Annotated in this window: 20 protein-coding genes and 1 tRNA gene; 10 read left to right on the top strand and 11 right to left on the bottom strand. The window is 42.6% G+C overall.

Translation table 11 applies throughout. The features are described from left to right. Window positions 1-120 precede the first annotated feature (120 nt). The 6 genes from JRG66_RS07730 (at window position 121) to JRG66_RS07705 (ending at window position 5776) form a co-directional block, all read left to right on the top strand. The gene (locus JRG66_RS07730; RefSeq protein WP_265165376.1) at window positions 121-2658 is read left to right on the top strand and encodes a glycoside hydrolase family 9 protein; all 2538 of its coding nucleotides are present in this window, start codon (window positions 121-123) and stop codon (window positions 2656-2658) included. Between the two features lie 88 nt (window positions 2659-2746). Continuing rightward, window positions 2747-2938 (top strand): hypothetical protein, encoded by a 192-nt coding sequence (locus tag JRG66_RS07725; RefSeq protein WP_265165375.1) that lies wholly within the window; start codon window positions 2747-2749, stop codon window positions 2936-2938. 10 nt (window positions 2939-2948) lie between these two features. Further along, window positions 2949-3971 (top strand): cytochrome-c peroxidase, encoded by a 1023-nt coding sequence (locus JRG66_RS07720; protein ID WP_265165373.1) that lies wholly within the window; start codon window positions 2949-2951, stop codon window positions 3969-3971. A 176-nt stretch (window positions 3972-4147) separates the two neighbouring features. Further along, entirely contained in the window at window positions 4148-4693 is a 546-nt protein-coding gene (locus tag JRG66_RS07715) for a DUF488 domain-containing protein (RefSeq protein ID WP_265165372.1), read from the top strand. Further along, window positions 4693-5172, top strand: coding sequence for a DUF488 domain-containing protein (locus JRG66_RS07710; protein WP_265165371.1), 480 nt, complete (start codon window positions 4693-4695; stop codon window positions 5170-5172). The genes JRG66_RS07715 and JRG66_RS07710 overlap by 1 nt, the downstream gene beginning before the upstream one ends. 1 nt (window position 5173) lies before the next feature. Further along, complete coding sequence (locus JRG66_RS07705) at window positions 5174-5776, top strand: dual OB domain-containing protein (RefSeq protein WP_265165369.1); 603 nt, start codon at window positions 5174-5176, stop codon at window positions 5774-5776. 169 nt (window positions 5777-5945) lie between these two features. On the opposite strand, the gene JRG66_RS07700 is transcribed toward JRG66_RS07705, so the two are convergent. Next, a tRNA-Ile gene (locus JRG66_RS07700) sits at window positions 5946-6019 on the bottom strand. Window positions 6020-6151: 132 nt separating this feature from the next. Continuing rightward, window positions 6152-6601, bottom strand: a complete 450-nt coding sequence (gene mce, locus JRG66_RS07695) for a methylmalonyl-CoA epimerase (RefSeq protein ID WP_265165367.1) — start codon at window positions 6599-6601, stop codon at window positions 6152-6154. Between the two features lie 165 nt (window positions 6602-6766). Here mce and rbfA point away from each other — a divergent pair, with 165 nt between their 5' ends. Further along, complete coding sequence (gene rbfA, locus JRG66_RS07690; RefSeq protein ID WP_265165365.1) at window positions 6767-7159, top strand: 30S ribosome-binding factor RbfA; 393 nt, start codon at window positions 6767-6769, stop codon at window positions 7157-7159. Between the two features lie 3 nt (window positions 7160-7162). After that, on the top strand, window positions 7163-8362 hold the full coding sequence (locus JRG66_RS07685; RefSeq protein ID WP_265165364.1) for an ABC transporter permease: 1200 nt from the start codon (window positions 7163-7165) through the stop codon (window positions 8360-8362). A 91-nt stretch (window positions 8363-8453) separates the two neighbouring features. Here JRG66_RS07685 and JRG66_RS07680 read toward each other — a convergent pair whose 3' ends face one another. From JRG66_RS07680 to JRG66_RS07640, 9 genes are all read right to left on the bottom strand, one after another. Further along, window positions 8454-9026 carry an outer membrane beta-barrel protein gene (locus JRG66_RS07680; protein WP_265165363.1) on the bottom strand — a complete coding sequence of 191 codons (573 nt, stop codon included), beginning with the start codon at window positions 9024-9026 and terminating at the stop codon, window positions 8454-8456. Between the two features lie 259 nt (window positions 9027-9285). Next, window positions 9286-10278, bottom strand: a complete 993-nt coding sequence (gene dusB, locus JRG66_RS07675; protein ID WP_265165361.1) for a tRNA dihydrouridine synthase DusB — start codon at window positions 10276-10278, stop codon at window positions 9286-9288. Between the two features lie 360 nt (window positions 10279-10638). Beyond that, on the bottom strand, window positions 10639-13053 hold the full coding sequence (locus JRG66_RS07670) for an outer membrane beta-barrel family protein (RefSeq protein ID WP_265165360.1): 2415 nt from the start codon (window positions 13051-13053) through the stop codon (window positions 10639-10641). A gap of 184 nt (window positions 13054-13237) precedes the next feature. Beyond that, complete coding sequence (locus JRG66_RS07665) at window positions 13238-13927, bottom strand: LrgB family protein (RefSeq protein ID WP_265165358.1); 690 nt, start codon at window positions 13925-13927, stop codon at window positions 13238-13240. Further along, the gene (locus JRG66_RS07660) at window positions 13924-14301 is read right to left on the bottom strand and encodes a CidA/LrgA family protein (RefSeq protein ID WP_265165356.1); all 378 of its coding nucleotides are present in this window, start codon (window positions 14299-14301) and stop codon (window positions 13924-13926) included. The genes JRG66_RS07665 and JRG66_RS07660 overlap by 4 nt, the downstream gene beginning before the upstream one ends. 37 nt (window positions 14302-14338) lie before the next feature. Then, window positions 14339-17284 carry a serine hydrolase domain-containing protein gene (locus JRG66_RS07655; protein WP_265165354.1) on the bottom strand — a complete coding sequence of 982 codons (2946 nt, stop codon included), beginning with the start codon at window positions 17282-17284 and terminating at the stop codon, window positions 14339-14341. A gap of 29 nt (window positions 17285-17313) precedes the next feature. After that, window positions 17314-18483, bottom strand: a complete 1170-nt coding sequence (locus tag JRG66_RS07650) for an acyltransferase family protein (RefSeq protein ID WP_265165352.1) — start codon at window positions 18481-18483, stop codon at window positions 17314-17316. 192 nt (window positions 18484-18675) lie between these two features. Then, on the bottom strand, window positions 18676-19884 hold the full coding sequence (locus JRG66_RS07645; RefSeq protein WP_265165350.1) for a C40 family peptidase: 1209 nt from the start codon (window positions 19882-19884) through the stop codon (window positions 18676-18678). Between the two features lie 57 nt (window positions 19885-19941). Continuing rightward, the gene (locus tag JRG66_RS07640; protein ID WP_265165349.1) at window positions 19942-21603 is read right to left on the bottom strand and encodes a glycoside hydrolase family 10-like protein; all 1662 of its coding nucleotides are present in this window, start codon (window positions 21601-21603) and stop codon (window positions 19942-19944) included. Window positions 21604-22032: 429 nt separating this feature from the next. On the opposite strand from JRG66_RS07640, the gene JRG66_RS07635 reads away from it, so the two are divergent. Continuing rightward, a complete protein-coding gene (locus JRG66_RS07635) occupies window positions 22033-23103 on the top strand; it encodes an ROK family protein (RefSeq protein WP_265165347.1) in 1071 nt (356 codons plus the stop codon). A 39-nt stretch (window positions 23104-23142) separates the two neighbouring features. Then, window positions 23143-25062, top strand: a complete 1920-nt coding sequence (nagB, locus tag JRG66_RS07630) for a glucosamine-6-phosphate deaminase (protein WP_265165346.1) — start codon at window positions 23143-23145, stop codon at window positions 25060-25062. Window positions 25063-25071: the final 9 nt, after the last annotated feature.

The following is a 25071-nucleotide window of genomic DNA, read 5'->3' as shown; positions in this document are numbered from 1 at the left end:
GCTAACATTTTTTGAAGGCGCCACTCATTTCCGGCAGAAGTTATTCCCGCCTAATCTAAAAACAATTAATAAAGTGTGTTTTTAACAATTATTTTTTACATTTATAAAAAATGATTCCTTATGGGTAAAAGATCAGCACTCAGAAATTGGGCACTTCTTGTTATTTGTATCTTCAATGCCAAACCGCTATTCGCACAACTCAGCATTAACGAAAAAGAATATTTTGAAACCCACGGGCTCAATGTTCTTGTCTTTAGCAATGAGTACAACGGCTTCTTTTTTGACGAAAAAAACGCCGGAATCGAGCTCATTCACCACGGGATGAGAAGTAGTACCGGAGGGGCTGTAAGGTTGCAGAACACGCCCGAACAATGGGACCTTGTACCTTCCCTTGTAGAACGAAAGGTAGACCCTGCTTCCAATACCATAGAGGTGACCACCCGTTATAACCAGTTGGATTTCACCTCCAGGATCATCGTCAGGGCCGAAGGAAAGGGAGTGAATATTTCTGTGCATCTCGATAAACCCCTGCCTGAAAACCTGGAAGGAAAAGCCGGGTTTAACCTGGAATTTTTGCCTGCTGCTTATTTTGAAAAGTCTTACCTGGTCAATGGGAAACCGGGTATCTTCCCCCTTTATCCATCGGGGAATACCAGGATTAAACCCATAAATGAAAAAGTTCCGCAGTTTGCCGGGCATTCCACCTTAGACACCCGCGGGGAAGAAGAATTCATTGAACCCCAGCCCCTGGCTGCCGGGAAAACCATTATCCTGGCACCTGAGGATCCTTATCACCACGTAAAAATTTCTTCAGAAACCGAGATCTCTTTATTTGACGGGAGAAGCCTTGCCCAAAATGGCTGGTTTGTTACCCGCAGTATCCTGCCGGCGAATAAAACGGGAAAAGTATTGGAGTGGCATCTGGAAGCCAACACCGTTACTGACTGGATCCGGGAGCCTAATATTGGTTTTTCCCAGATTGGCTATCATCCTGAACAAAAAAAACTTGCCATCATAGAACTGGATAAAAACGACGACAGGTTGCAACCTGCCACTTTGTATCAGGTAACCCCGCAGGGAAAAACGGTGGAAGAATTGACCGGCCAGGTTAGCGAATGGGGTAATCATTTCAGGTACAATTATGTAGAGTTTGATTTTTCGGAAATAACCGAAACGGGGGTCTATTTTATAAAATACGGGGATCAAACCACAAATACTTTTCCCATAAGTGAGCAGGTGTACGAAACCGCCTGGCACCCTACCCTGGATGTTTTCTTCCCCGTACAAATGGATCACATGAAGGTAAATGAAGCCTACAAAACCTGGCACGGGAGACCATTTATGGATGACGCCTTGCAGGCACCGCTGGAGCAGGAACATTTTGACGGTTATAGCATGGGATCATCTACAGATACCAGGTTTCAACCCTACGAACACATCCCCGGCCTTGATGTTGGCGGATGGTTTGACGCCGGAGATTATGACATTCAAACAGGTACGCATTGCCTAACCATTACCGATCTGGTTGCTTCCTGGGAAGAGTTTGGGCTGGACCGCGATCAAACCCATATCAACCAGGAAAATCGTTACGTGGATATCCACAGGCCCGATGGGCAAATAGATATCCTGCAGCAAATAGAACATGGTACCTTAAACCTGGTAGCGCAGATCAATAATATAGGGCACCCGGTTAGGGGCATCATAGTTCCTAACCTTCACCAGTACCATCATCTGGGAGACGCCTCAACAGAGACTGACAACCTGCCCTACAATCCCAATTTGAAGCCATTCGAAAGCGACGGAGTGTCCAGCGGAAATATGGATGACAGATGGGTGTTTTCTGAACGCTCCCCTTACCTGGACTACAGCACCGCAGGGGCACTGGCTGCCGCAAGCCGGGCTTTAAAGGATTACAACCCGTCTCTGGCTGCCGAATGTCTTGAACTGGCAAAAAAACTCTGGCGGGAGAATAAAAATATGCCTGCGCCCGATTCCTCTTCCGGCTACTTTGCCCGTTTTCTCAAGCTCAGTGAAATGAATGCTGCCATGCAGCTCTACGTCACCACTAAAGAAGCTAAATATGCTGAAGCCTTTGAATCAAAGATCTGGAGCGCGATGGACGAAAATCTTGACCGGACCATTGATATCGCCCTGCACGCCGCGCCCCATATGGATGCAGCATTCAGAAAAAAATTAAAAGCCTATGTTCAAAAATATGCTTCAGAAATTGAGCAGCTTGAAAAAGACAACCCCTATGGAGTGCCCATGTTCCGCAGGCCGGGATGGGGTGGTAACCACGGGATCATAGATTTTGCCATCGCCAACTACAGGGCACATAAGGTATTTCCGGAGCTCATAGATAAAGAGCATGTATTTAAAGGCTTACACTATATCTTCGGAAGGCATCCGCATTCCAACCTTTCATTTGTCTCGGGCGTAGGCACCAGGAGCAAAAAGGTGGCTTACGGAAGCAACCGCGCCGACTTTAGTTTTATTGCCGGCGGCGTGGTGCCCGGCATCCTGTTAATGAGCCCCGATTACCCTGAAAACAAAGAAAACTGGCCATTTTTCTGGGGCGAGAACGAATACATTGTTGATATTGGAGCCAGTTATATCTTTCTGGTGAACGCAACAGATGAACTCCTGAAGGAAAAATAATTAGCCCGGGCCTTATCTTTACCTCCTCATGATCAGGTTCCAAAAATGTCATTTTTGAAGCTATTTTCTTCGGAAAGGCTTTCCAAAAATGGCATTTTTGAAGGCCTTGAAATCAAAGCCTCCCGATTCTGGTTTTTTTGCGAAAGGCACCCGATTTACATGGGGTTTTCAGGAAAATGTTCCCTTTTTTCAGAAAAAATCTGCATGCCAGCTTCAACACCTGACTTTTGTCATTGTTTTCTACCCTCATGCTTTCCTATTTTTAGTTCCTGACCGCTAATTCTCTAAATATGAAACGCATTTTACTCCTGGTATCGCTTCTTGCGATCATTTCCTGCAAAAACAAAAATGAGGATACCCAAAAAGACTTAACCGATGAAGGTTATGAGCTGCTCACCGATGCAAGTGTCTATTTTCAGCCTTTGTCTTCGGTAGAAATGGAGGAACCCGATTCAAATGCAGTAAAACTGGGCAAGCATTTATTTTACGACACCCGTTTGTCGGGAGAAGGGAATATCAGTTGTAATTCCTGCCACAACCTGAACACGTATGGGGTAGACAACCGGCAGTTCTCTCCCGGGGATGTTGAAGGAAGCTTCGGAAACCGGAATTCCCCCACCGTGCTATACGCAGCCCTGCACAAAATGCAGTTTTGGGATGGCCGTGCCCAAACCGTGGAAGAACAGGCTGCAGGCCCTATTTTGAACCCTGTAGAACACAATATTAAACAGGAAGAACAACTGGTGAACCGCCTGAAAGAAGTGGAACTGTACCAGGATTTGTTTGCCCGGGCTTATGGCGAGGAGGCTATTACTTTTGAAAACGTGCTCAAAGCCATTGGGGCTTTTGAACGCACCCTCATGCCAAAAAGCCGGTTTGACAGCTACCTTGAAGGAGATCATGCCGCACTTAACGAAAGGGAGAAAGCCGGACTTAAAAGCTTTATCAATGCGGGGTGCATCACCTGCCACAGCGGCGTTGCCATGGGCGGGCAAATGTTCCAGAAATTTGGTTTGTACGAAGACTACTGGAAATACACCGAATCTGAAACCATAGATTTGGGGCTGTATGAGATAAGCCAGGATGAAATGGACAAATATTTCTTTAAAGTTCCCGGCCTGCGCAATATTGAACATACCTCGCCATACTTCCACGACGGCTCTGTAGAAGATCTTAATAAAGCAGTTGAGATTATGGTAGCACTGCAAACCGCCAAAGAACTTTCTGAAACTGAGATTGAAGATATAGTAGCCTTCCTGAAAAGCCTTTCTGCCGACGTTCGCCCCGAGGCAAAACAGAACCCATTTAAATAGAGGTTAAAAACCGGTTTTATTACTTATTGCTAAAAATCCCTTGTAGAGCCTGCGGGGGATTTTTTCTTTAAATGTGAGGTTTGGAATTGTTTTAGGCGTACTTTTTAAACTATAAATGTGATGTGAAGATCTTCCCAAAGAATCTACACTTGAAATAAAAACTTTATATTTGGTATATGGAGAAGACGTCCTTGTATACAATTGGTCATGGAAATAAAGATCTTAAAGATTTTATTCAAGAATTAGAAAATTTCTTTATTGAATATGTCTTTGATGTAAGGTCTAGGCCAGTTTCTAATTTTTGTCCACATTTCAATAGACCTGTACTTGAATATGAATTGGCAAAAAAAGGAATTACATATGTTTTTTTAGGTGACTATTTAGGAGGGTTGCCAAAAGACAAAAGTTGTTTTACAAATGGAAGAGTAGATTATAAAAAAGTAAGAGACAAGGATTTTTTTAAGGAAGGTATAAGGTTATTAATAGAAGCTCATGAAGCAGATTTAAAAATAGCTTTGATGTGTAGTGAACGGAAACCCGAAGAATGCCATCGAAGTAAACTAATTGGACAAGAACTGCTTTATAATGATATATCAATAAATCATATTACACCAGAGGGTTTAAAAAAGCAAGAAAAAATTATATCTGAATTGACCAATGGACAAGGACTAAAAGATTTATTTGGTGTAAACGATTTTACTTCTAGAAAAGAATATCTGTAATGGAATTTTATACTATTGGAGTTTACAATTCAGAAGAAAGAGCTTTTTTTCAAAAAATAAAGTCAAATGGAATTGATACTTTTTGCGATATACGTCAAAGAAGAGGAGTGCGAGGAGCCAAATATTCTTTCGTCAATAGCACCAAACTTCAGAACAAACTGCGAGATATAGGAGTCAAATATATTCATCAATTATCCCTCGCTCCAACAAAAGAAATTCGAGAACTTCAAAAAAAAAATGATCTTAAATCTGGACTATTAAAAAGAAACCGGAGGGGGTTAGGAGAACTCTTTATTTCTAAGTACAACAAGGATATCTTGGAACAATTTAATTATAAAGAATTTTTCAACCACTTGGAAAAATTAGGATCTGAAAAAATTGTTTTTTTCTGTGTAGAAGAAAATAGCGAGTCTTGTCATAGATCATTAGTTACTTCCTACTTATCCCGAAAATTCAATTATAAAATTACCCATTTGTAATATGGAAGTTCTTATTACATCAAAAACAAGATGGAGTGACTGCTGTTGCATAGGAGGTTTGGAAATTACCACAGGAAGATTTCTTCGTTTAATGACTTCTATAGGAAGTTATCAGCCGATAAATTCTCCTTTCCAAATTGGTGAAGTTTGGGATTTAAACTATCGTTATCACCCTGGCAAGCCTCCTCATATAGAAGATGTTAGAGTAGACAGACGTCAAGGACCTTTGAGAAAATTAGATGATATTGCAGAATTTATTTTACAACATTGCACTGTATGGCAGGGGAATTACAATTCTTTATTCTCTGGGAAATTGAAATGGACAGGCAATGGAAGTGGACATATCAACAACCCCAGTGATTTACCAACTAATAGTGTTGGCTTTTGGAGTAGTGACAGGGACCTCCTTTGGGACGGTGAAAGATATTATCGCTACACGAGAAGACTTCTTGCAGTAGACAAACGGCTTCCTTACAAAGGAATGCAGCCTGCCATTCCTGTAATCCCAGCAGGTACACTTATAAGAGTATCACTGGCAAAGTGGTTGCCCAGTGAACGAGTTGAAGACAGATGTTATCTTCAATTATCTGGATGGTACTTGTAGTATTGAAATTCTCTTTATTTATATATACTTAGAAAAATCTTCCTCTTTTAAGGTGTTTTTTGTACTCCTATCAAGGCTTCCCTCGACTCCGCAAAAACTTCGCTCGGGACAGGCTTCTCGCCCAGGTTCAGGCATAAAAAAACCCCGCCAAAAGGCGAGGTTATGATTGTGGTCCCACCTGGGCTCGAACCAGGGACCACCTGATTATGAGTCAGGTGCTCTAACCAGCTGAGCTATAGGACCGTTTGCTTGGTGCTCTAACCTCCCGATAACTATCGGGAGAACTACAGGACCGGCTCATTGGTGTTATGAGGGCGCAAATTTAAAGATTTGTCCAATACCTAACAAGCATTTAAAAATATATTTTTTGATAGGCTATAAATCCTCCCACACCTCATCGCCAATGGGAATATACTCCTCTCCGGTCTTGATCTCCTCGCAGAGCTCAACCAGCACCCCGTTAGCCGATTTTGGATGTAAAAAAGCCACCAGCTTATTGTCGGCACCTTTTTTAGGGCGTTTCGAAATGAGCTCGAAACCTTCTGCCTTGAGGCGTTTCATTTCAGCTTTAATATTGTCTACCTCAAAAGCGATGTGGTGAATGCCTTCGCCCCTTTTGGCGATAAATTTTGCCACGGCACTGTCTTCGGTAGTTGCGGCCAGCAGTTCAATTTTGCTCTCCCCGGTCTTGAAAAATGAGGTTTCCACGCCTTCACTTTTCACTTTTTCGGTTTTGTAGCTTTCTGTCTGCAGCAGTTTCGCATAAAGTTCATTGGCGGCTGCCAGGTCTTTTACCGCTATTCCTATGTGTTCGATCTTTTTCATTTTTCAGTTTCAATAGTTTTTAAAATGCAAATTTCCGAAGCAACATGAGTCGCTCCGGAAGTTTTGAGTTTTAAATATAGAAAGTCGGCAGCGTTTAGTGGCAAAAAGCTAAAGCTATTAACGCATATTTTAAGATTTGAGCACTAAATATGCTATTTTTGTGCCATGGAAACGAACAGACAAAAAAAAATAGGAGGCGTATTACAGCAGGATCTTGCCGATGTGCTGCAGTCTCACTTGAGGGATGCGGGAAGAACAGGAATTTTAATCTCTGTTTCGAAAGTTAAGGTCACTACAGACCTGTCGCAGGCAAAGGCTTATTTGAGCATCTTCCCTGCAAAGAATGCGCAGGATATACTGGGAGAACTCAACCTGCTTAAACCACAACTCAAGCACGAACTGGCACAGCGCACAAAGAACCAGCTGCGGCGTATGCCCAACCTCGAGTTCTTTATTGATGATTCCCTCGATTATATTGAGAACATCGAAAAATCTATGAAAGGGGAGAACAACCCTATAGCACAGCCCGATTTGCTTTCGAAGCGCAAAAAATCTTAAGGCTTGAAATTCCCCTTTTACATAGCCCGCAGGTATTTGTTCTCAAAAAGCAGCAACAATGCCATCAACATCATCACCTTCATCGCGGCAGTAGGGGTTTTTGCGGGGTCTTTTGCCCTGTTTATCGTACTTTCGGGCTTTACGGGGCTCAGAGACTTCAGCTTATCTTTTTCAAACCAGTATGACCCCGATCTTAAAGTGCTTCCGGCAACGGGGAAGACATTCAGCTTTTCTGCGGAAGAAAATCAGAAGCTGAAAAACATCAGCGGAATTTCCACTTTTTCAGAAGTAATAGAAGAACGGGTATTCCTGGATTTTAAATCGAAGAATAAAACGGCCTATATCAAAGGCGTAGATGAAAATTTCCTGAAGGTGAACCAACTGGACAGTGCGGTTGGCCTGGGAGGCTGGTTTCATCCTGAAGAAGCCCAGGTGGTGATTGGAAACACCATATCCCACGAGCTCAACCTGGGGACTTTTGATTATATGAGCCTGCTTGAGATCATGGTGCCGCGCCCCGGAACAGGACAGGTGCTCGATCCTACCAGTGCTTTCAATTCAGAAAGAACCGTAGTTTCGGGTATTTACAGCATCAACGAAGAGCTTGACGGAAAATATGTGTTTGCCCCAATTCGCATGGCCAGAGAGCTCCTTGAGCTAAAACCCGATGAGATCACCGCCCTCGAACTCAGGTTAAAACCCGACGCAGACCCCGAAACTGTAAAATCGGCCGTACAGGCAGCCCTTAATGACGAGGTGGAAATCAAGAACAGGGCACAGCTCAACGACGCGCTCTACAAAATGCTGAATACCGAAAACCTGGCCGTATACCTTATTTTTACCCTGGTTTTGATCATTGCACTCTTTAACGTGGTGGGTTCAATTATCATGGTGATTTTAGACAAAAGGGAAAATATCAAGACCTTGCACAGCCTTGGGGCCACGCCCGGGCAAATTAAAAATATCTTTTTTACCCAGGGCGTATTTATGACACTTTTGGGAGGTAGTATTGGGCTTGTCTTTTCTATCGCGCTGGTCTTTTTGCAGCTGCAGTACGACCTGGTGATGATCACCCCCACCCTGCCTTACCCTGTGGCCATCACCTGGCAGAATATACTGGTGGTAATGCTCACCATTACTGCGCTGGGAACCATGGCATCTTACATTGCGGCAAGCCGAAGCAAAAAAGCTTTGGGAGCCTAAGACATCTATAGCTTTTAACTCAAGAATTCTGAAGATCCATGGTTGGGAAATACATATTCAGAGCCTGAAAAGAGAGCCAAAAATGTCATTTTTAGAACCTCTTCGAAATTCCCAATCCAAAACTAATGTACTGGAGCTCCATATCGGCATCAACAGCACCAAAATCTGCCGTTGCCGAAAGGGACCTGTACACAACCTGCGGCTTTAGATCAAAATTGTTCCCCAGTTCAAATACCAATCCGCCTTTAACTTCAAACCCCAATTCGTGTCCCGAATCTGCAGTAATATCTCCTGAATTATCTTCGAATTCAAAATGTTTATAGATCCCGCCAATCCCAATAAGGTAAGACATATTGTTACTTATTGGCCTTACATAGTTTAATCCAAAGGAATAGCCGGTCTCATCAATTTCCAGATCTGCAAATTCATTTTCTTCATCTATTCCAAAATTATTCCAGCCCCAACCGGCATAGACTCCCAGGCTTTCCGTGAAATTATATAAAAGCATTGCCTCAAACCCATAACCAATTTTAAGATCCATAACATCCGGCTGCTGAGTTGGGAAATTCACCTGTGGACGAAGCTCCACAGCCCATTTCTCCTGTGCTGTCATTTGAATAGAGAACAACAACAGGAACCCTGAGAAGATTAAAAAGTTTTTCATGACCTGTTTGTTTAAGACAAAGGGAAGATTATTGCTAATGAAGGATACCCATAAGAACAATAGATCCCACTTTGTTTAGCATTACAGGCAAAGCTACAACCCTTCAAAAATCCCGAACATGATATTTGTCAATCCTGAGAAATAAATTTAAGGAGTATTATACTGGAATTCAGTATGTAAGATATCAAATGTAGGTGTTACAGCTTCAAAGAAATCCCTGCTTAAAATGCCATTTTTGACCACTTAGCAACAGCTGATCCTATACGAACTGGTAGCCGGAGAATTCTTTTTCCACCTCGTCAAAGGCTGCAAAAACATCGGCGGCATCGTCGCTGGTCACCATCTTTTGACGGTATTCCTTGAAGTGCGGAATCCCTTTAAAGTAATTGGTATAGTGCCGCCTGGTCTCAAAAACGCCCAGCTTCTCCCCTTTCCAATCTATAGCCATTTGCAGGTGGCGGCGGGCGGCGTCAAGACGCTCTTCCATAGTGGGAGGCGCAAGGTGTTCACCGGTTTTAAAGAAATGCTTTATCTCTTTAAAGAACCAGGGATAGCCAATACTGGCACGGCCAATCATTGCTCCGTCCAAACCGTATTTATCACGCATCTCTACAGCTCTTTCGGGCGTGTCTACGTCGCCATTCCCGAAGATTGGAATATGCATCCGCGGATTGTTCTTAACCTCGGCAATAGGCGCCCAATTGGCATCTCCCTTATACATTTGTACGCGGGTGCGGCCGTGAATGGAAATAGCACTTGCGCCCACATCCTGTAGCCTCTCAGCAACCTCAACGATCTTAATGGAATCGGCGTCCCAGCCAAGCCGGGTCTTTACTGTAATAGGAAGTTTGGTGTGCTTTACCATGGCTTCGGTCAAAGAAACCATGAGCGGAATATCTTTAAGGATCCCTGCACCGGCACCTTTGGAAACTACTTTTTTCACGGGGCAACCAAAGTTGATATCAATAATATCGGGACCCGATTTTTCCACAATCTCCACCGACTGCAACATGGATTCAAGGTTGGCTCCAAAGATCTGGATACCTACAGGCCTTTCTTTTTCGTAAATATCGAGTTTCATGACGCTTTTTGCGGCGTCGCGAATAAGCCCTTCCGAAGAAATAAATTCGGTATACACCACATCGGCGCCCTGTTCCTTGCACAACGCACGAAACGGCGGATCGCTCACATCTTCCATTGGTGCTAACAACAACGGAAATTCTCCTACATCTATGTTTCCTATTTTCGCCAAAACAACTGTTTTTCAGGCGGCAAAAATAAGGAAATTTATTTAGACGTTAGTCTTTAGTCGATAGACGGTAGTCGATAGTCGGTAGAAGGCCAATTTTAAAAAAATGATTAAACCTATGAAAAGGGCCAGGCAGAAATTCAACCATTTGTCCTTTTTCTTTTGAATATAAATCTGATCAAGGTGCCTGGATTTATCTTTTTCAAACCACTTCTCACTTCGTCCTTCTCAAATCGTATTTCATCAACTTGTTTCCCGCTGAATTCACAGATTTCCGCAGAAAAAAACTTTCCTGAGAACGGCTATTAAATTCATCCGGGTCACCAGCACATTATACAATATACCTTATACAATATACATTGTTTAGATCCTGTCTCTCTCTGCCGCCTCAATAGCTCTCTGGTTGTCGCTAAGCCTGAAGTTTCCGAAGTTATATTTGAAACCAAGACGAACATAACGGGTTTCGGGTCTTGGGTAGTAGCCGTTGTCCTGGTTGAGGTAGCGAGACCTTAGCCAGGTGTTGGTCTCATCAAGCAGGTCTTCCACATTCACGCTAAGCTCTGCACGATTGTTCCAGAAAGTTTTTCTAAGGCCAAGGGAAAGTGTGGTCATGGGATCCATTTTGTAGGAACCACTAAGCCAGTCGGACACATAAGTGAGGGTCAATTCTCCTGTAAGTGTCCCGTCTTTGGAAATGATCACATTATTGTAGAGGCTTCCGTAGAAACCATCTATTTCAAGGGTCACCGGCACATCGCCACTTTCAATTGCCACAAATGTACGCTCCTCATTAAAAAGTGAAACATAGGCGTATGCGTACCACCAGTTGGCCACAGAACGGCCGTGGGTAATATCGAGACCGTACGATTTACTCTCAAGCAGGTTCATACTCACCCTGCGCACAAGCATTTGATCGTTATCCTGGAAACTGAGCGTTTGAGGGGTCTCGCCGCTATCGCGATAATAAAGGTCAAAGAAATACTCATTTTTGAGGGCGTAGCCAAGAGTAAAGTTGTTGCTTACGGAAGCCTTCAGGTTCGGATTCCCGGAGTTGTAATCAAATTCAGTGAGGTAATACCTAAACGGGTTAAGGCTTTCATAGCGCGGCCGCTGAATTCTTCGGCTGTAATCAAAGCTGAGGCTGTGGTTGTTGTTAAAGCTGTGCTGCAGATAGAACGTGGGGAACAACTCAAAATATTCGCGGGTATCAATTTGTTCCATAGATCTGGAGTCCCCGGTACGATCGGTAAATTCACCTCTAAGTCCGCCTTTGACGCTCCATTTCTCCCAATCTCTGGCAAGAGAGAAATAGGCTGCATAGATATGCTCATCATAAAGAAAGTTATCTGACTGGTCTTCATCAAATATATAAGTGCTGGTATCGGGAGCCATGCGGAAATAATCTATCCCGCTTTCAGAAGAAATTACCGAAGCTTTAATCCCGCTTTCAAAACTGGTGCTCCCAATTGGGGTAGCATAGTCGAGCTGAGCGGTAAAAATGTCAATTTCCTGTTGGGCTTTGGTGTTAAAAGCATAATCGGTGGCACCAGCACCAAGCTCTACAATCCTAGTGTTTATTCCCTGGTCCCTGTTCTGGTCATAGCGGGTATAATGGGTTTTTGCAGAGATTTGAGCCCCCGGCTTGTCGAGCAAATGCCTAAATTCAAGATCGAAGGCCGCATTTGAGATATCCTCTTCAAGCTCACTATGGGTAATGAGGTTTTCAACTTCCTCATTAGCTTCAAAAACTGATGTGGACACATTATTATCAAATGTCTCATTGGGTGAATAGCTAAGGCTCGAAGAAAAATTCAGGATATTCTTTTCATCAAAATTGTAATCGAGCAGGATGTTGGCAGTATGCGCATTTGAGCGGGTGGTGCGCTCAAAATCTGTTTCCCATCGGGTAAATATTTCTTCGGAACTGTTTCTAAAGTTGATGTAGCTGTCGTCTTCCTTATATTCCTTACGGGCAGAATAGGTGTAATTTCCGAAGAGGTTGAGTTTATCGGTCTTGTAATAATGGCTGGTCCCGGCCTGAAATTTTGGGTAAACCGCCTGCGTCCAGGCGCCGTTTATGTTCCCTTTATAGCCGGGGGCAATACTTTTGGTGGTGACAATATTGAGGATTGCCCCTCCTTCGGCATCATAGCGGGCCGGCGGGGTGGTGATCACCTCAACAGATTTAATATTTTCAGCTGAGTAATTTTCCAGCAGCGTCTGCAGCTCGGCAGCGGTAAGTTGCACCTTGCGGTCATTAATATAAACCTGCACCCCCTGATTTCTCACCATAAGGGAATTGCCTGACAGGATCACCCCCGGAGTCCTTTTCAGGATATCCCATGAAGTCCCGGTGGAAAGGGTGGTATTCTCCACGCTAAAAACCAGGCGGTCAACCTCCCTTTTTACTGAAGGGTTTTTATAATTTATGGAAACTTCGCTAAGAGTAGCGGTGTCTTCGTTAAGAACAATGTCTCCCAAATCCTTATTCCCGGTAACTTCGATGCGCTGCAACAGGTTCTCAAAGCCTACGAAGCTTATTTTTAACAGGTAATTATCGGCTTCAATAGATTTAAGAGTAAAGAAGCCATCTTCTGCAGATACGGCTCCCTTGTAAACACTGGTAGAATCTTGCGCATTGAGCAGGATTACATTGGCAAATGCCACGGGCTCCCCCGAAACATCCAGAACGCGGCCCTCGATAGTATGCTGGCTAAAACCCGAAAAAGAACAAAATATTAAGAACAGGCACAGTGGGAGGCTGTATAATTTGGTCATGCAGTATGGTGGTTAGTACTTGATAAAGTTAACAAGATCAAACAAATATAGCATTTATGCGCTAAGCACAAAAGATTTTTGCTGCCGCTGTTGCTGTTGCCAGAAAAAATCTTTTTCTGCAAGAGTTCTAAGGCTGCACAGGAGTCGGCTTCTTTTATCAAAGCCCAAGAACATTCACTTTCAATTAGAGGATAAGGTGCAGAATCACAGGTGTGCTTACAGCTGTTACTATTCCATTTAGGCACATCGCAATACCACTGTAGACGCCTGGAATCACCCCTTCTTCGATCGCACGGGCAGTGCCTATACCGTGAGCGGCAGTGCCAAGGGCCGCACCTATCGCCCTTTGACTGGTAATCCCCATTTTATTGAGGAAGTAAAGCCCGAAAACATTTCCAAAAACCCCTACAGCTATTACTATGCCTGCGGTAATATCGGGAATTCCGCCCACGTTTTTGGTGATCTCAACAGCAATAGGAGTGGTAACAGATTTTGCTGCCAGAGACTGTATCAAAAACAGCGGCATGCCCAGCAGAAGCATAAAAACAACTATGCTTACCACCCCGCAAATACCCCCAATAATCACTGCAATGGATAGCAGCCTGAGATCTTTGCGCAGCTCTTCATACTTCTCATAAAAAAAAGCACCCAGAGCAACCACTGCCGGACCCAAGAAATAAGTGAGAATTTTCCCTCCCTTATTATAAGCCTCAAAAGGAATATCGAAAACCTTCAGGAATATTATTATTCCCACAATAGCAAGAAGAACAGGATTCAGAAATGGTATTTTAAACCTCTTTATTCTTCCGGCTAAAGCATAAAAAACAAGGGTTATCCCGATGCCAAAAATAGCCCACAGAAAAAAGAAGTTCATTTTCCCGATTTTTGAAGGATTACAGCGGTTATGTACAAGGTTAACAGGGTGCTGGCAATTACGGCAATTGAGAGGGGCAGCCAGTAAGCTTTTATAAGATCAAAATAGATCATCAAACCTACCCCATAGGGAATAAAAAACAGCACTAAAAACTCCAGAAGCTTATCTGATGCCGGTTTGATTGTGCTCAGGGCTATCCACTTGTACTTTAGCGCCACAAAAAGCAATACCATGCCAATGATATTACCTGCAACAGGCAATTTAAACAGATAACGTATCAATTCTCCCGCGAGCAAAAAAAGCAGGATAAAGAAAAAGGCTTTTATACGCACCCAGGAGAAGAGATCGGTTAGGTATTTAAGTACTTGCCGCAAATTTTTACATGTTTACAAAATTCAGGTTCCAAAAATGCTAATTTTTAATTGCGTCATAAAGCACCTGATGAATCTCGGTACGGGTGTTAAGACTGTACAAACGGTGGTTATCCCTGGTAGGGTGCACGCGGTTAGAAAGGAAAATATAGAGGAGATCTGCCTCGGGATCCATCCACACCATAATGCCGGTAAAGCCGGTATGGCCAAAACTTGATGCCGATGCATCCTGTGCCGTATTCCTGCTCTCGCCCTGCTCGTTGTAATATGGCTTGTCAAATCCTAAAGCACGGTGGTTATCGGAACCTGGAAAGGTAGTTTCGGTGAATTTTTGAAGCGTTTGCGGCTCCAGGTATTGTTTGCCGCCATAATTTCCGCCGTTGAGGTACATCTGCAACAGCTTCGCCAAATCGTTGGAATTGGCAAACAAGCCTGCATGGCCAGAAACCCCGCCCAGCATGATGGCACCCTCATCGTGAACCGTACCATGAATTGGTTGTTGCCTGAATGAAAAGTCATATTCTGTTGGCACAACTTTGTAAAGTGGTAGCTGCGGATTAAAACCTACCGTAGTGGCACCTAAAGGATTGTAAAAGTTCTGCTGAAGAAAATCGGTAAAAGACAACTCGGTTCGGCTTTCTACCACTCGTGGCGCAAGAATGAAAAAGAAATCTGAATACACGTATTCCTTTTTATCCCGTAAAGGAGATTTGCGAATTGCTTTTGCGATCTTATCAGGATAGTCTTTATGCAGGTACATCCCCTCCTTTATTTTTATAGGGTATTTTTCAGAAGGTGTTTTTTTAAAGGTATTTCTCTTGTAACTGCCGTTCTTTCTAAAAGTATCTTTCCAGAAAGGGATCCAGGGTTGAAAACGAGCCTGGTGGGTCAAAATATCATAAAACTGAATATCTGCTTTATTAGATCTTCGGAAGGAAGGGAGGTGATCGGCCAGAGTCCCGTCCAACTGGAATTTTCCCTGCTCATATAATTTCATGAGCGCAGCCATTGAAGTTGAAATTTTTGTCACTGAAGCGAGATCGTACACATCATCTTTTTTCACAGTAATCGTGTCAAAATAAGAATGTGCCCCGTAAGCTTTATGAAACACCACTTTTTGATCTTTTGCTACCAGAATCTGCGCTCCGGGAGTTGCTTTCATCTTTATGGCCAGGTTCATAAGCGAATCAATTCTGGTGTGTAAGATTTCTGAATCCATTCCTGCGGCTTCGGGAAGAGTATAACTAAACCTGATACCTCCTTCCACCTCCAGGCCGTCTCCGGCTTTAAATTTCTCTCCCACACTCACCGGCAGCTTTCCGTTAGCTCCAATTCCGCCAAAGATAAGCTGTGCCGCCACCTCCTGGGTCTCTTCGCTATCCTGATAAGCAACCACCAGCCCTGCAGCATTTTCAATTCCGTCAATTTTATTGAGTACGTATGGGTTCTTAAAAAAGGCAAAAATCGAGTTGTCTTTAGAAGCCAGTTCTTTTACGAGCTGCAACACATCTTCATTAAGTCTCAGGATATTCCTTGGGAATTTGCTGAAGTCATGGATTCCGGAGATCACCAGATCATAGTTCTCTAGCTGGTCTTTCAGGGTTCCTACCATCATTTCTGAAGCATCTGCCGGAAGGAAAAAATGTGTGATCCCTGTATAAAGGTCGAGGGTTTCCTGAAATTTTGTTTTTTCGGCAGAACCAAAAGAAACAGAAGCTATTTTCAATGATTCCAGCTCCTGCACCGGAAGTACATTGCTGTTATTTTTAAGCACTGTTAACGAAGCCTCTACCAGCTGGCGCTTAAGGTAAACGGCCTTTGGCGTGTTGATCTCTTCTAGGATATTTTTTACTTCTACAGGCTCATAGCTGCTTAGCCCCACCCACTGTTTCACTGCCAGGATCTTCCTAACACGGGAATCGATTTCCTTTTGAGAAATAAGCCCCCGGTCAACGGCTTTTCGAATTTCTGAAATAGCTTTAGAAACTTCAACCGTAAACTCCAGCAGGTCATTACCTGCAAGGATGGCATCTTTATCTACTATTCCCGGTTCGTTGCCTTCGGTAACCCCTTTCATGTTCATCGCATCGGTAACAATAAGGCCTTCAAAGCCCAGCTTTTCTTTTAAAAGACCTGTAGTAATTGGTTTTGATAAAGTAGAAGGCACCCCTGTAGAATCGAGGGCCGGGATGTTTAAGTGCGCTACCATTACCCCGCCTATCCCTGCTTTTATAACTTCTTTAAACGGATACAGCTCTAAAGAATCAAGCCTTACCACCGGATGGTTAATTTGCGGAAGCGAATAATGCGAATCGGTATCGGTATCTCCATGCCCCGGAAAATGCTTGGCTGTGGGCAGCAGTTTTGCATCCTGCATTCCCTGCATATAGGCAGTAGCCTTTCGCGCCACATTGTATTTGTCTTCCCCAAAAGACCTGTAATTGATTACAGGGTTGTTAGGGTTGTTGTTGACATCTACTACAGGTGCAAAATTGAGGTGCAGCCCAGATCTTTTAATTTGCCTGCCCACTTCGGTACCCAGCTCATAAATCAAATCTTCGTTTTGTATTGCACCCAAAGCCATTTGAAAGGGGTAACTAATAGTACTATCCAGGCGCATGCCGAGGCCCCATTCTCCATCAATAGCCCCCAAAAGTGGCACTTTTGAGGCTTCCTGGTATTCGTTCATCAGCTTCACCTGAGTCTCGGGATCTCCCTGGAAAAAGATGAGTCCTCCAACTTTCTGTTCATTGATCAGCTTGAGAATTTCCTGCTTATGGTCTTCGCCGCGATTGGAATATGCCGCTACCATAATAAGCTGAGCAATTCGTTCATCTGGTGACAGGCTGGTCATCACGGAGTCTACCCATTTGCTGTTGGTGTATTTCAGAAAAGGTGGGGTTCCTTTAGTAGAATTCTGAGCTCCAGAACTTAGGCCTGAAAAGAACATGATAACAAGAAAAAAACCTAAAGCAGTAAATCTCATTTTAGAGTATATAAATTCCAAATATAGAATTAAACTTTGATGTAGATTTTCTTTTTGTCCATCCAATAGCCAATCACCCACAGACCAAATACATAAGTAACCGCGAAAAGAAGGGATGCATTATAATCATTAAGCCAACTAACATAAACCTCTTTATAAATTAATGATTTTAAGCTTAGACCCTCAATATGAATAAGATTCATTACTGCTATGATCATTCCTGAAAGTGCATAAATAAACAATGGATTGCGACCGAAGGCTTCAAAAAAGTAAGCCCATCTTCTTAAGTTCATATGTTCTATAATCCAGATCAATGCACCAATTACTACTAAATCCCAACCAATGGTCAATAATACATATGAACTGGTCCAGAGAGATTTATTAATAGGTAAGAGAAAATCCCATGCTTTTGAAATTAATACTAAAGCAATTCCTGTCAGCACAAGTTTAGCAATTGTAGGAAGGGAGCTTCCAGATTTTTGAATAAACACACCGGCTACATATCCGGCCAATACATTAACAACGGCAGGTAATGTGCTTAATAATCCTTCCGGATCAAAAGGAAGTCCAAAGCTTTGGTAAAGATTTTCATCAGGAATAAAAAACAAGTCGATTTTGCGTACTAGATTCCCTTCGAGTCCGAAAGGGTTGGCCGAATCTCCAAAATACCATAACACCCCCCAATATCCCAATAATATCATCGCACTTATCACCAAAGACCCCTTGACCGACCAAAACTTTACTATGAGGGAGGCTATAAAATAGCAAATTGCTATACGTTGTAAAACACCCATAATTCGAACGGATGAAAGATCATTTAAAATAAACTCTCCTCCGGACCAATGAAAAAATGGAAATGCATTAAGAAATAGACCTATTAAAAAAATTAAAATTGTTCTTTTAAAAACTTTTTTAAGATATACTACCTCCCCTTGATCTTGAAATTTTTTCAAACTAAAACTCATTGCGTTACCCACTACAAATAAAAAAGTTGGAAAAACTAAATCTGTAATGGTGAAACCGTGCCAGTCAGCATGTCTAAAAGGTGCGTAAATACTATTCCAACTGCCGGGAGTATTGACAAGAATCATTAATGCAACTGTCATTCCTCTTAAGACATCCAGGGCTGGATAACGCTGCTTAACCTGAGTAATATTTACCTGATTATTATAGGAATTATGATTTAGAGCTTTAATCATAGTACAGGAATTTTAGACAGTCATCCATTAATTCTTATTAGAATAAGTTACATGAATGCGTCTTTATAAAGATATAAAAATCAATAAAAAGAAGAACTTATTTAAATTTTTTTATTAAGTATTTGTGAAGATTATAAAGGTTATTATAAGATCAATACTTCTTAAATGACACCCATAGGAAATGATTACATTTTATCGTCCAAACAAATCACTAACAGTTAAGTAGATAATAGAATGATCTTCATGATTTAAATATCGTTTTGTGCGTAGATACCTGTTATAGTTGAATTCATCAAAATTTGGAGCTTCCGAGTCCATACTGCTCACCTGGACCCTGCCCGAGGAATGTATGAACTGGTTATCACCAATCCACATTCCGACATGCACCACTTTCTCCTTATTCCCATCTTTCTCTGGAGTTCCAAAGAACAGGAGGTCTCCCTTCTGAAGCTTTTCAAAATTTTTAGTGGAATCTACCAACATGCCTGCATGTACCTGTTGTGAAGCATCACGGGGAATTATCAATCCGTTCATGAAAAAAACTGTTTTTGTATAGCCGCTGCAATCGACTCCTTTTGCAGAGGTTCCACCCCATAAATATGGTAATCCCATAAATTCTTTTGAAGTTTTTACAAGATTTTCTTCGGAAATTTCCAGATTATCGATCCAGTCAGAATATTTTTGAGCTTCAGAAGTATTTATAAATCCTGTGCGATCATCAGGATATTCTACTTCAAAAAAGCCATTTTTGACACCTCTCAATACAAAAATATTTCCCGCTACCGCATCTGAGACTACTTCAGAATTTTCAGAAGCTTCTTTATTCACCTGGCCGTAAGCTTCGGTAAAAATAACTTTCTCAGCAGCTTTCCACCTCCTGAATTCTTTGTCTGAAAGCAAACTAATACCACCATGGTCTACCCACGATAAATATTTATCGGGTGTTTGTACCAGGTACCATTCCCCTTCTTTTTTCAGGACCTTTAGTGGAGTACCAAGAGTAGCCTGAGTGGCAAGTTCTGCAGAATGTTGTGGATTAGAGCGTAAATTGGCAACTGAAATTCTCACCAGGGCATTTGTTTCCCCTTCTAAACCTTTAGAAGGATAAACCTGAATGCTATCAACGTATTTAATTTGAGCCGAATCCAACTTTTGCTTCAGCCTTGCAAGAGCTTCATGATTTGTTGTTTCCCCCCTGAGCACAAATTTCCCTTCATATTCCTCACCTGTCACATCAAACCTCGCCACCCGCCTATCGGGTGCGTATTCCCCCTGCACATCTTTAATGAAAGCATCTGTGGGGTTTTCATTATTGGTAATGGGATCTTGTTTTGCATCGTTACACCCAATAAATGCTACTGCTAAGATAAGTGCATAAACACAACGGTTCAAAAATGTCATTTTCAGCCTTTATTTTTTTAAATTATTTGAATGGTAAATTACTGAATTTGAAAAAAATTAAGGCAAAGGAGCTATCACTTTCTTCTCAAAAAACTCACTTTGGTTACCATTTCTATTTACGGCGGTTACTCCAATTTTTGAAAGCTGATGCCCGTTAACCGATAGTGGTAAGAGAAGGGATCGTTGATTTTTATTGAGGATCTTGTAATCCCATTGACCATTGAACATATAGTGCACTACCCACTTAAAAACATCATTTTCTGAAGCATGCTCCCATTCAACCGTAACATTTTTCCCATTGTTTATTATTTCTACTGAAGGTTTTGCCGGAACTCTCTCATCCAGCCAGGGAGAAGCAGGCACCAGTGCTTTTTTATGATATGCTTTTTCCAGAATACCTGCAGAAAGATGCGGATACTTGAGCAACGGACCTATACTCCATTGAATATTTCCTTTGCTATTAGGCAGCATTCCGCGGGTAATCATAATTTGACTTAGGGTTTCAATGAGATTAAGGTCATCACCTCCAAAATCTATATTGATTCCGGGCCATAAATGCCGGTTATAATGATTTTCTTTTTCCCACCAACCCAGTAGAACCGGAAAACTCTGCCCTGCCTGACTTATTTTCCAATACAATTGGGGAGCGTAATAATCTACCCAGCCCTCATTTAGCCAAAGCCGGGCATCGGCATAAAGTTCAGAGTATTGATCCATTCCTGTGATTGAACGAGGATAACCCGGGCGGTAAATCCCAAAAGGGCTTATTCCAAACTTCACCATGGGTTTCTCTTCCTTAATTTCAGAATATATCCGCTTAACAAACTTATTTACATTATCACGGCGCCAATCGGGTTTTGACAACTCCCCACCCTCCTGCTGATAAGCAAGATAAGTAGCGGCATCGGGAAAATCTTCTCCTTTATTGTAAGAAGCATAAGGATAGAAATAGTCATCAAAATGGATTCCGTCGATATCATAGCGCTTTACGATATCCATTACGACCTTTGAAGTATGGTCTTGAGTGGCTTTTTTAGCAGGATCCATCCACCACATCCCATTTTTTAGCTTCACCATAAAATTGGGATACTTTGTCACAGCTGAAGCCGGAGTAACTTCACCGCCTGTAGAATGATGTGCGCGATAAGGGTTTAACCATACATGAAATTCAAGCCCGCGTTCATGCGCTGCATCAAGCCAGAACTGCAATGGATCATAATATGGATCTGGCGCCTGCCCCTGTACTCCGGTAAGAAAAAACGACCAGGGCTCCAATTCGCTTTCATATAATGCATCTGCCTGTGGCCGGGCCTGAAATATTACAGCATTATAATTATGTTCAACTAAAAAATCGAGCAAATTTATAGCTTCTTTTTGCTGCTGAGCTGTAGAAAGACCCGCTTTGCTGGGCCAGTTGATATTGGCTACAGTTGCAATCCAGGCAGCACGGAATTCCCGCATCACAAAAGGAGAGTTTATAAAATTTGCCTTTACCGGTTTCTCTTTGTCTGCTTCAGGAGTAACAGGAAGTTCTTCAAAGACTTCTTGTGGAGTTACAGCAGGCATTTTTTCACCGACTCCTTCAGGTTTTCTCACCTCCTTTTCCGAAATGGCCTTTCCTGAATGTACCGCTGGCTTTGAACCTGAACACCCATTCAATCCAAAAGAAAAGCCAAGGCCAATGATAAGCAATTTTATTTTTGCTGAGCTATACGTCATTTTTTAAAGTAATTTTTTCCTAATCATAACTGGGAGCAAGATAGCTTTATTTCAAATTTGAAGAATAATTTCTCAAACCTTAGAACAATTTCCCCTAAGAGATTTCCACCACCAACATAAATAAAATAAACCAATACAGGTAAAATCTTTTGTAAAAATTTTTAATAAGTTGCTTGTTAAGCATAGCTTTTTTTTCATATTTTAGATTTTAATTTAAACTCACCTCGACATAAAATTTTGAAGGATATCCAAAAATTTTTATTAAGCTCACAGCCTCCCAAAGCCCGGAGCAGTGTAGAGCGCAAAAAACATCTCCAGAAATTAAAAATTATACAAAGCCTATATTTTCAAGGTCCGCAAACCAATACGCAAATTTGCGAGGAATTTAATATTAGTTCACCCACTTCGATTAGGCTGCTTAACCAGTTAATGGATCAAAACTGGGTCAAGAAAGAAGGCCAGGGAGAATCTGCAGGTGGAAGAAAGCCAGACCTTTACAGACTTGATAAAGATATGTTCTACGTCATGGGAATCCAGCTGGAAAGATCCAGGCTCAAAATTGCCATTTTTGACAACCACAACAAAAAAGTAGCCGACTTTAAAGATCTTTTTGAGCTCGAAACCGGGGACGGACTGGTTGATCACATTTTTGAAGAAGCAAATAAACTTATAGAAACTTCGGGCATAGACCTGGATAAGCTCCTTGGGATAGGGATAAGTATGCCCGGGTTGGTGTCTTCAAAAGAAGGACGGAATTTTACCTATTTTATCAAGGAAGAGGAGTCTGAATCTCTTGAAGACATCCTGGAACGAAAGTTCAACAAGCCTATTTTTATTCTGAACGATGCCAAGAGTGCCTGTGTGGCAGAATCTAATTTTGGGATGGCCACCAACAGGGATAATGTACTGGTGATCTCTATGGACTGGGGAATTGGACTGGGTGTTATCATTGACGGAAAGGTTTATGAGGGTTCATCGGGCTTTGCAGGGGAGTTTGGTCATATTCCCCTCGTTGATGACGGGCAGTTGTGCCATTGCGGTAAAAGAGGCTGCCTGGAGACAGTGGCTTCAGGGCTGGCTTTAACAAGAATGGCCCAGGAAGGAATAAAAGCCGGGGAAAGCACAAGTTTGAACCTCCTTTCCGAAGAAGACCTGAAAAACCTACAACCCGAAAAGATCATTGAAGCAGCCAATATGGGCGATCAATTTTCTATAAATATACTTTCAAAAGTGGGCATTAACCTGGGAAAAGGCCTGGCCATCCTCATCCAGCTCTTCAACCCAGAACTTATCATTCTGGAAGGAAAGTTTGCGAAGGCCAGCCAGTTCATCACCATTCCTATACAACAATCCATAAACACTTATTGTATGGCGCAGTTGAGGGAAAAGACCAAAATCTCTCTTTCCAACCTGGGTGATGATTCGGTGCTCCTGGGATCTGTGGCTACAGTGATGGAAAATATTTTCGGGAAACAAATTAGCCTGATAAACAATAGTTAAACTGAACCAACATACTACAATTTTACCTCTACAAATATTATGGCAAGATTAAATCTTCTTGAAGAAACACGTTTTGAAAAAGTACCCGTAAGTGTCTATGAAAATGCACAGATTGCCTCCCTTAAAGTGGCCGACCGCATTGCCAACCTCATAAAAAGAAAGCAGGACAGGGAAGAAATGGCTGTTCTAGGGCTGGCCACAGGGGCCACTCCTGTACAGGTTTACGAAGAGCTGGTGCGCCGTCACAAAGAAGACGGGTTAAGCTTCCAGAATGTCATCACCTTTAACCTGGACGAATATTACCCCATGAACCCCGAATCACGTCAAAGCTACGTGACGTTTATGAACGAGAACCTTTTTGATCATATTGATATCAAAAAGGAAAACATACATATTCCCGACGGCACCCTCGAAAAAGAGGAGATCGCCGATTTCTGTATCGATTATGAGAACCAGATAGAAGCTCTGGGCGGTTTGGATCTACAAATCCTGGGAATTGGTAGAACCGGGCATATTGGTTTTAATGAACCAGGGTCGGCACCTAATTCGGGTACCAGGCTTGTAACGCTAGACGACCTTACCAGGCGTGATGCCTCTCGGGATTTTGGGGGAAAAGAAAACGTTCCTACCAAAGCCATTACGATGGGAATTGGAACCATTTTCAAAGCCAAGGAAATTATCCTGATGGCCTGGAACAGGAAAAAAGCATCTATCATTAAAAAAGCTGTGGAAGGGGAAATTTCAGGCGAAGTTCCTGCTACCTATCTTCAGCTTTCAGACAATACCGAATTTGTGCTCGATCATGATGCCGCTGCCGAACTAACCCGCTTCAACACTCCGTGGCTTGTAAAAGACTGCAGCTGGGATGATGATCTTATCAGGAAAGCGGTGATATGGCTTTCAGCAGAAGTTAATAAACCAATCCTGAAGCTTACCGATGAAGATTATAATACCCACGGCATGGCACAGCTGGCTACAGAGAAGGGGCCGGCGTACAATATCAACATCAACGTATTCAATCAGCTGCAACACACTATCACCGGCTGGCCCGGTGGAAAACCCAATGCCGATGATTCACAACGCCCCGAACGAGCTGAACCCGCTCAAAAACGTGCACTTATCTTTTCACCCCACCCAGATGATGATGTGATCTCCATGGGAGGAACTTTCATTAGGCTGGTAGATCAGGAGCATGATGTGCATGTGGCTTATCAAACCTCCGGAAATACCGCAGTGTGGGATACCGATGTTTTACGCTATGTGGAATTTGCGATCGACTTCAATAAAAGTATAGGTGAAGACAGCAGCAAACTGGAAAAGATCTATGATGAAATGCGGAATTTCCTGAAAACGAAGCAGCCAAACCAGCTCGACCTTCCTGAAATAAGGAATGTAAAAGGCTTCATCCGTAAAACTGAAGCTATTGCCGGTGCACGTTATGCCGGCCTGGCCGATGGAAATATCCACTTTATGGCCCTGCCTTTCTATGAAACCGGAAAAACCGTGAAGAACCCTCCCACAGATGAAGATGTGAGAATTACCATGGACTTGCTGAAGAAAGTAAAACCACACCAGGTTTTTGCAGCAGGAGATTTTGCCGATCCACACGGCACCCACCTGGTATGTTTCAATATTGTGGTAGAAGCCTTAAAGCGACTAAAAGAAACTGAAGACTGGGTCAAAGATACCTGGCTATGGTTATACCGTGGGGCCTGGCACGAATTTGAAACTCATGAAGTACAAATGGCAGTTCCTTTATCCCCGCAGGAAGTGGAAAGAAAACGGAATGCTATCTTTCAGCATCAGTCGCAGAAAGACCGTCCTGTATTCCCCGGAGATGACGAAAGGGAGTTCTGGCAAAGAGCCGAAGACAGAAACCGTGAGACCGCCAGGGCCTATCATAAACTAGGTTTGGCAAATTACGAAGCAATGGAAGCCTTTGTTAAGTGGCAGTTTTAAAATGAAGCA

Origin of the sequence: Salinimicrobium tongyeongense, assembly GCF_026109735.1 — a bacterium.
Lineage (GTDB): Bacteria > Bacteroidota > Bacteroidia > Flavobacteriales > Flavobacteriaceae > Salinimicrobium > Salinimicrobium tongyeongense.
Note: the sequence above shows the minus strand (reverse complement) of the source record. Positions and strands in the feature narration are given on the sequence as shown.

Bases quoted from the DNA above. Each gene is read 5' to 3' on its own strand.
- JRG66_RS07730 (WP_265165376.1), top strand. From the start codon at position 121: ATGGGTAAAAGATCAGCACTCAGAAATTGGGCACTTCTTGTTATTTGT.
- JRG66_RS07725 (WP_265165375.1), top strand. From the start codon at position 2,747: ATGGCATTTTTGAAGGCCTTGAAATCAAAGCCTCCCGATTCTGGTTTT.
- JRG66_RS07720 (WP_265165373.1), top strand. From the start codon at position 2,949: ATGAAACGCATTTTACTCCTGGTATCGCTTCTTGCGATCATTTCCTGC.
- JRG66_RS07715 (WP_265165372.1), top strand. From the start codon at position 4,148: ATGGAGAAGACGTCCTTGTATACAATTGGTCATGGAAATAAAGATCTT.
- JRG66_RS07710 (WP_265165371.1), top strand. From the start codon at position 4,693: ATGGAATTTTATACTATTGGAGTTTACAATTCAGAAGAAAGAGCTTTT.
- JRG66_RS07705 (WP_265165369.1), top strand. From the start codon at position 5,174: ATGGAAGTTCTTATTACATCAAAAACAAGATGGAGTGACTGCTGTTGC.
- mce (WP_265165367.1), bottom strand. From the start codon at position 6,601: ATGAAAAAGATCGAACACATAGGAATAGCGGTAAAAGACCTGGCAGCC.
- rbfA (WP_265165365.1), top strand. From the start codon at position 6,767: ATGGAAACGAACAGACAAAAAAAAATAGGAGGCGTATTACAGCAGGAT.
- JRG66_RS07680 (WP_265165363.1), bottom strand. From the start codon at position 9,026: ATGAAAAACTTTTTAATCTTCTCAGGGTTCCTGTTGTTGTTCTCTATT.
- JRG66_RS07670 (WP_265165360.1), bottom strand. From the start codon at position 13,053: ATGACCAAATTATACAGCCTCCCACTGTGCCTGTTCTTAATATTTTGT.
- JRG66_RS07665 (WP_265165358.1), bottom strand. From the start codon at position 13,927: ATGAACTTCTTTTTTCTGTGGGCTATTTTTGGCATCGGGATAACCCTT.
- JRG66_RS07655 (WP_265165354.1), bottom strand. From the start codon at position 17,284: ATGAGATTTACTGCTTTAGGTTTTTTTCTTGTTATCATGTTCTTTTCA.
- JRG66_RS07650 (WP_265165352.1), bottom strand. From the start codon at position 18,483: ATGATTAAAGCTCTAAATCATAATTCCTATAATAATCAGGTAAATATT.
- JRG66_RS07645 (WP_265165350.1), bottom strand. From the start codon at position 19,884: ATGACATTTTTGAACCGTTGTGTTTATGCACTTATCTTAGCAGTAGCA.
- JRG66_RS07640 (WP_265165349.1), bottom strand. From the start codon at position 21,603: ATGACGTATAGCTCAGCAAAAATAAAATTGCTTATCATTGGCCTTGGC.
- JRG66_RS07635 (WP_265165347.1), top strand. From the start codon at position 22,033: ATGGATCAAAACTGGGTCAAGAAAGAAGGCCAGGGAGAATCTGCAGGT.
- nagB (WP_265165346.1), top strand. From the start codon at position 23,143: ATGGCAAGATTAAATCTTCTTGAAGAAACACGTTTTGAAAAAGTACCC.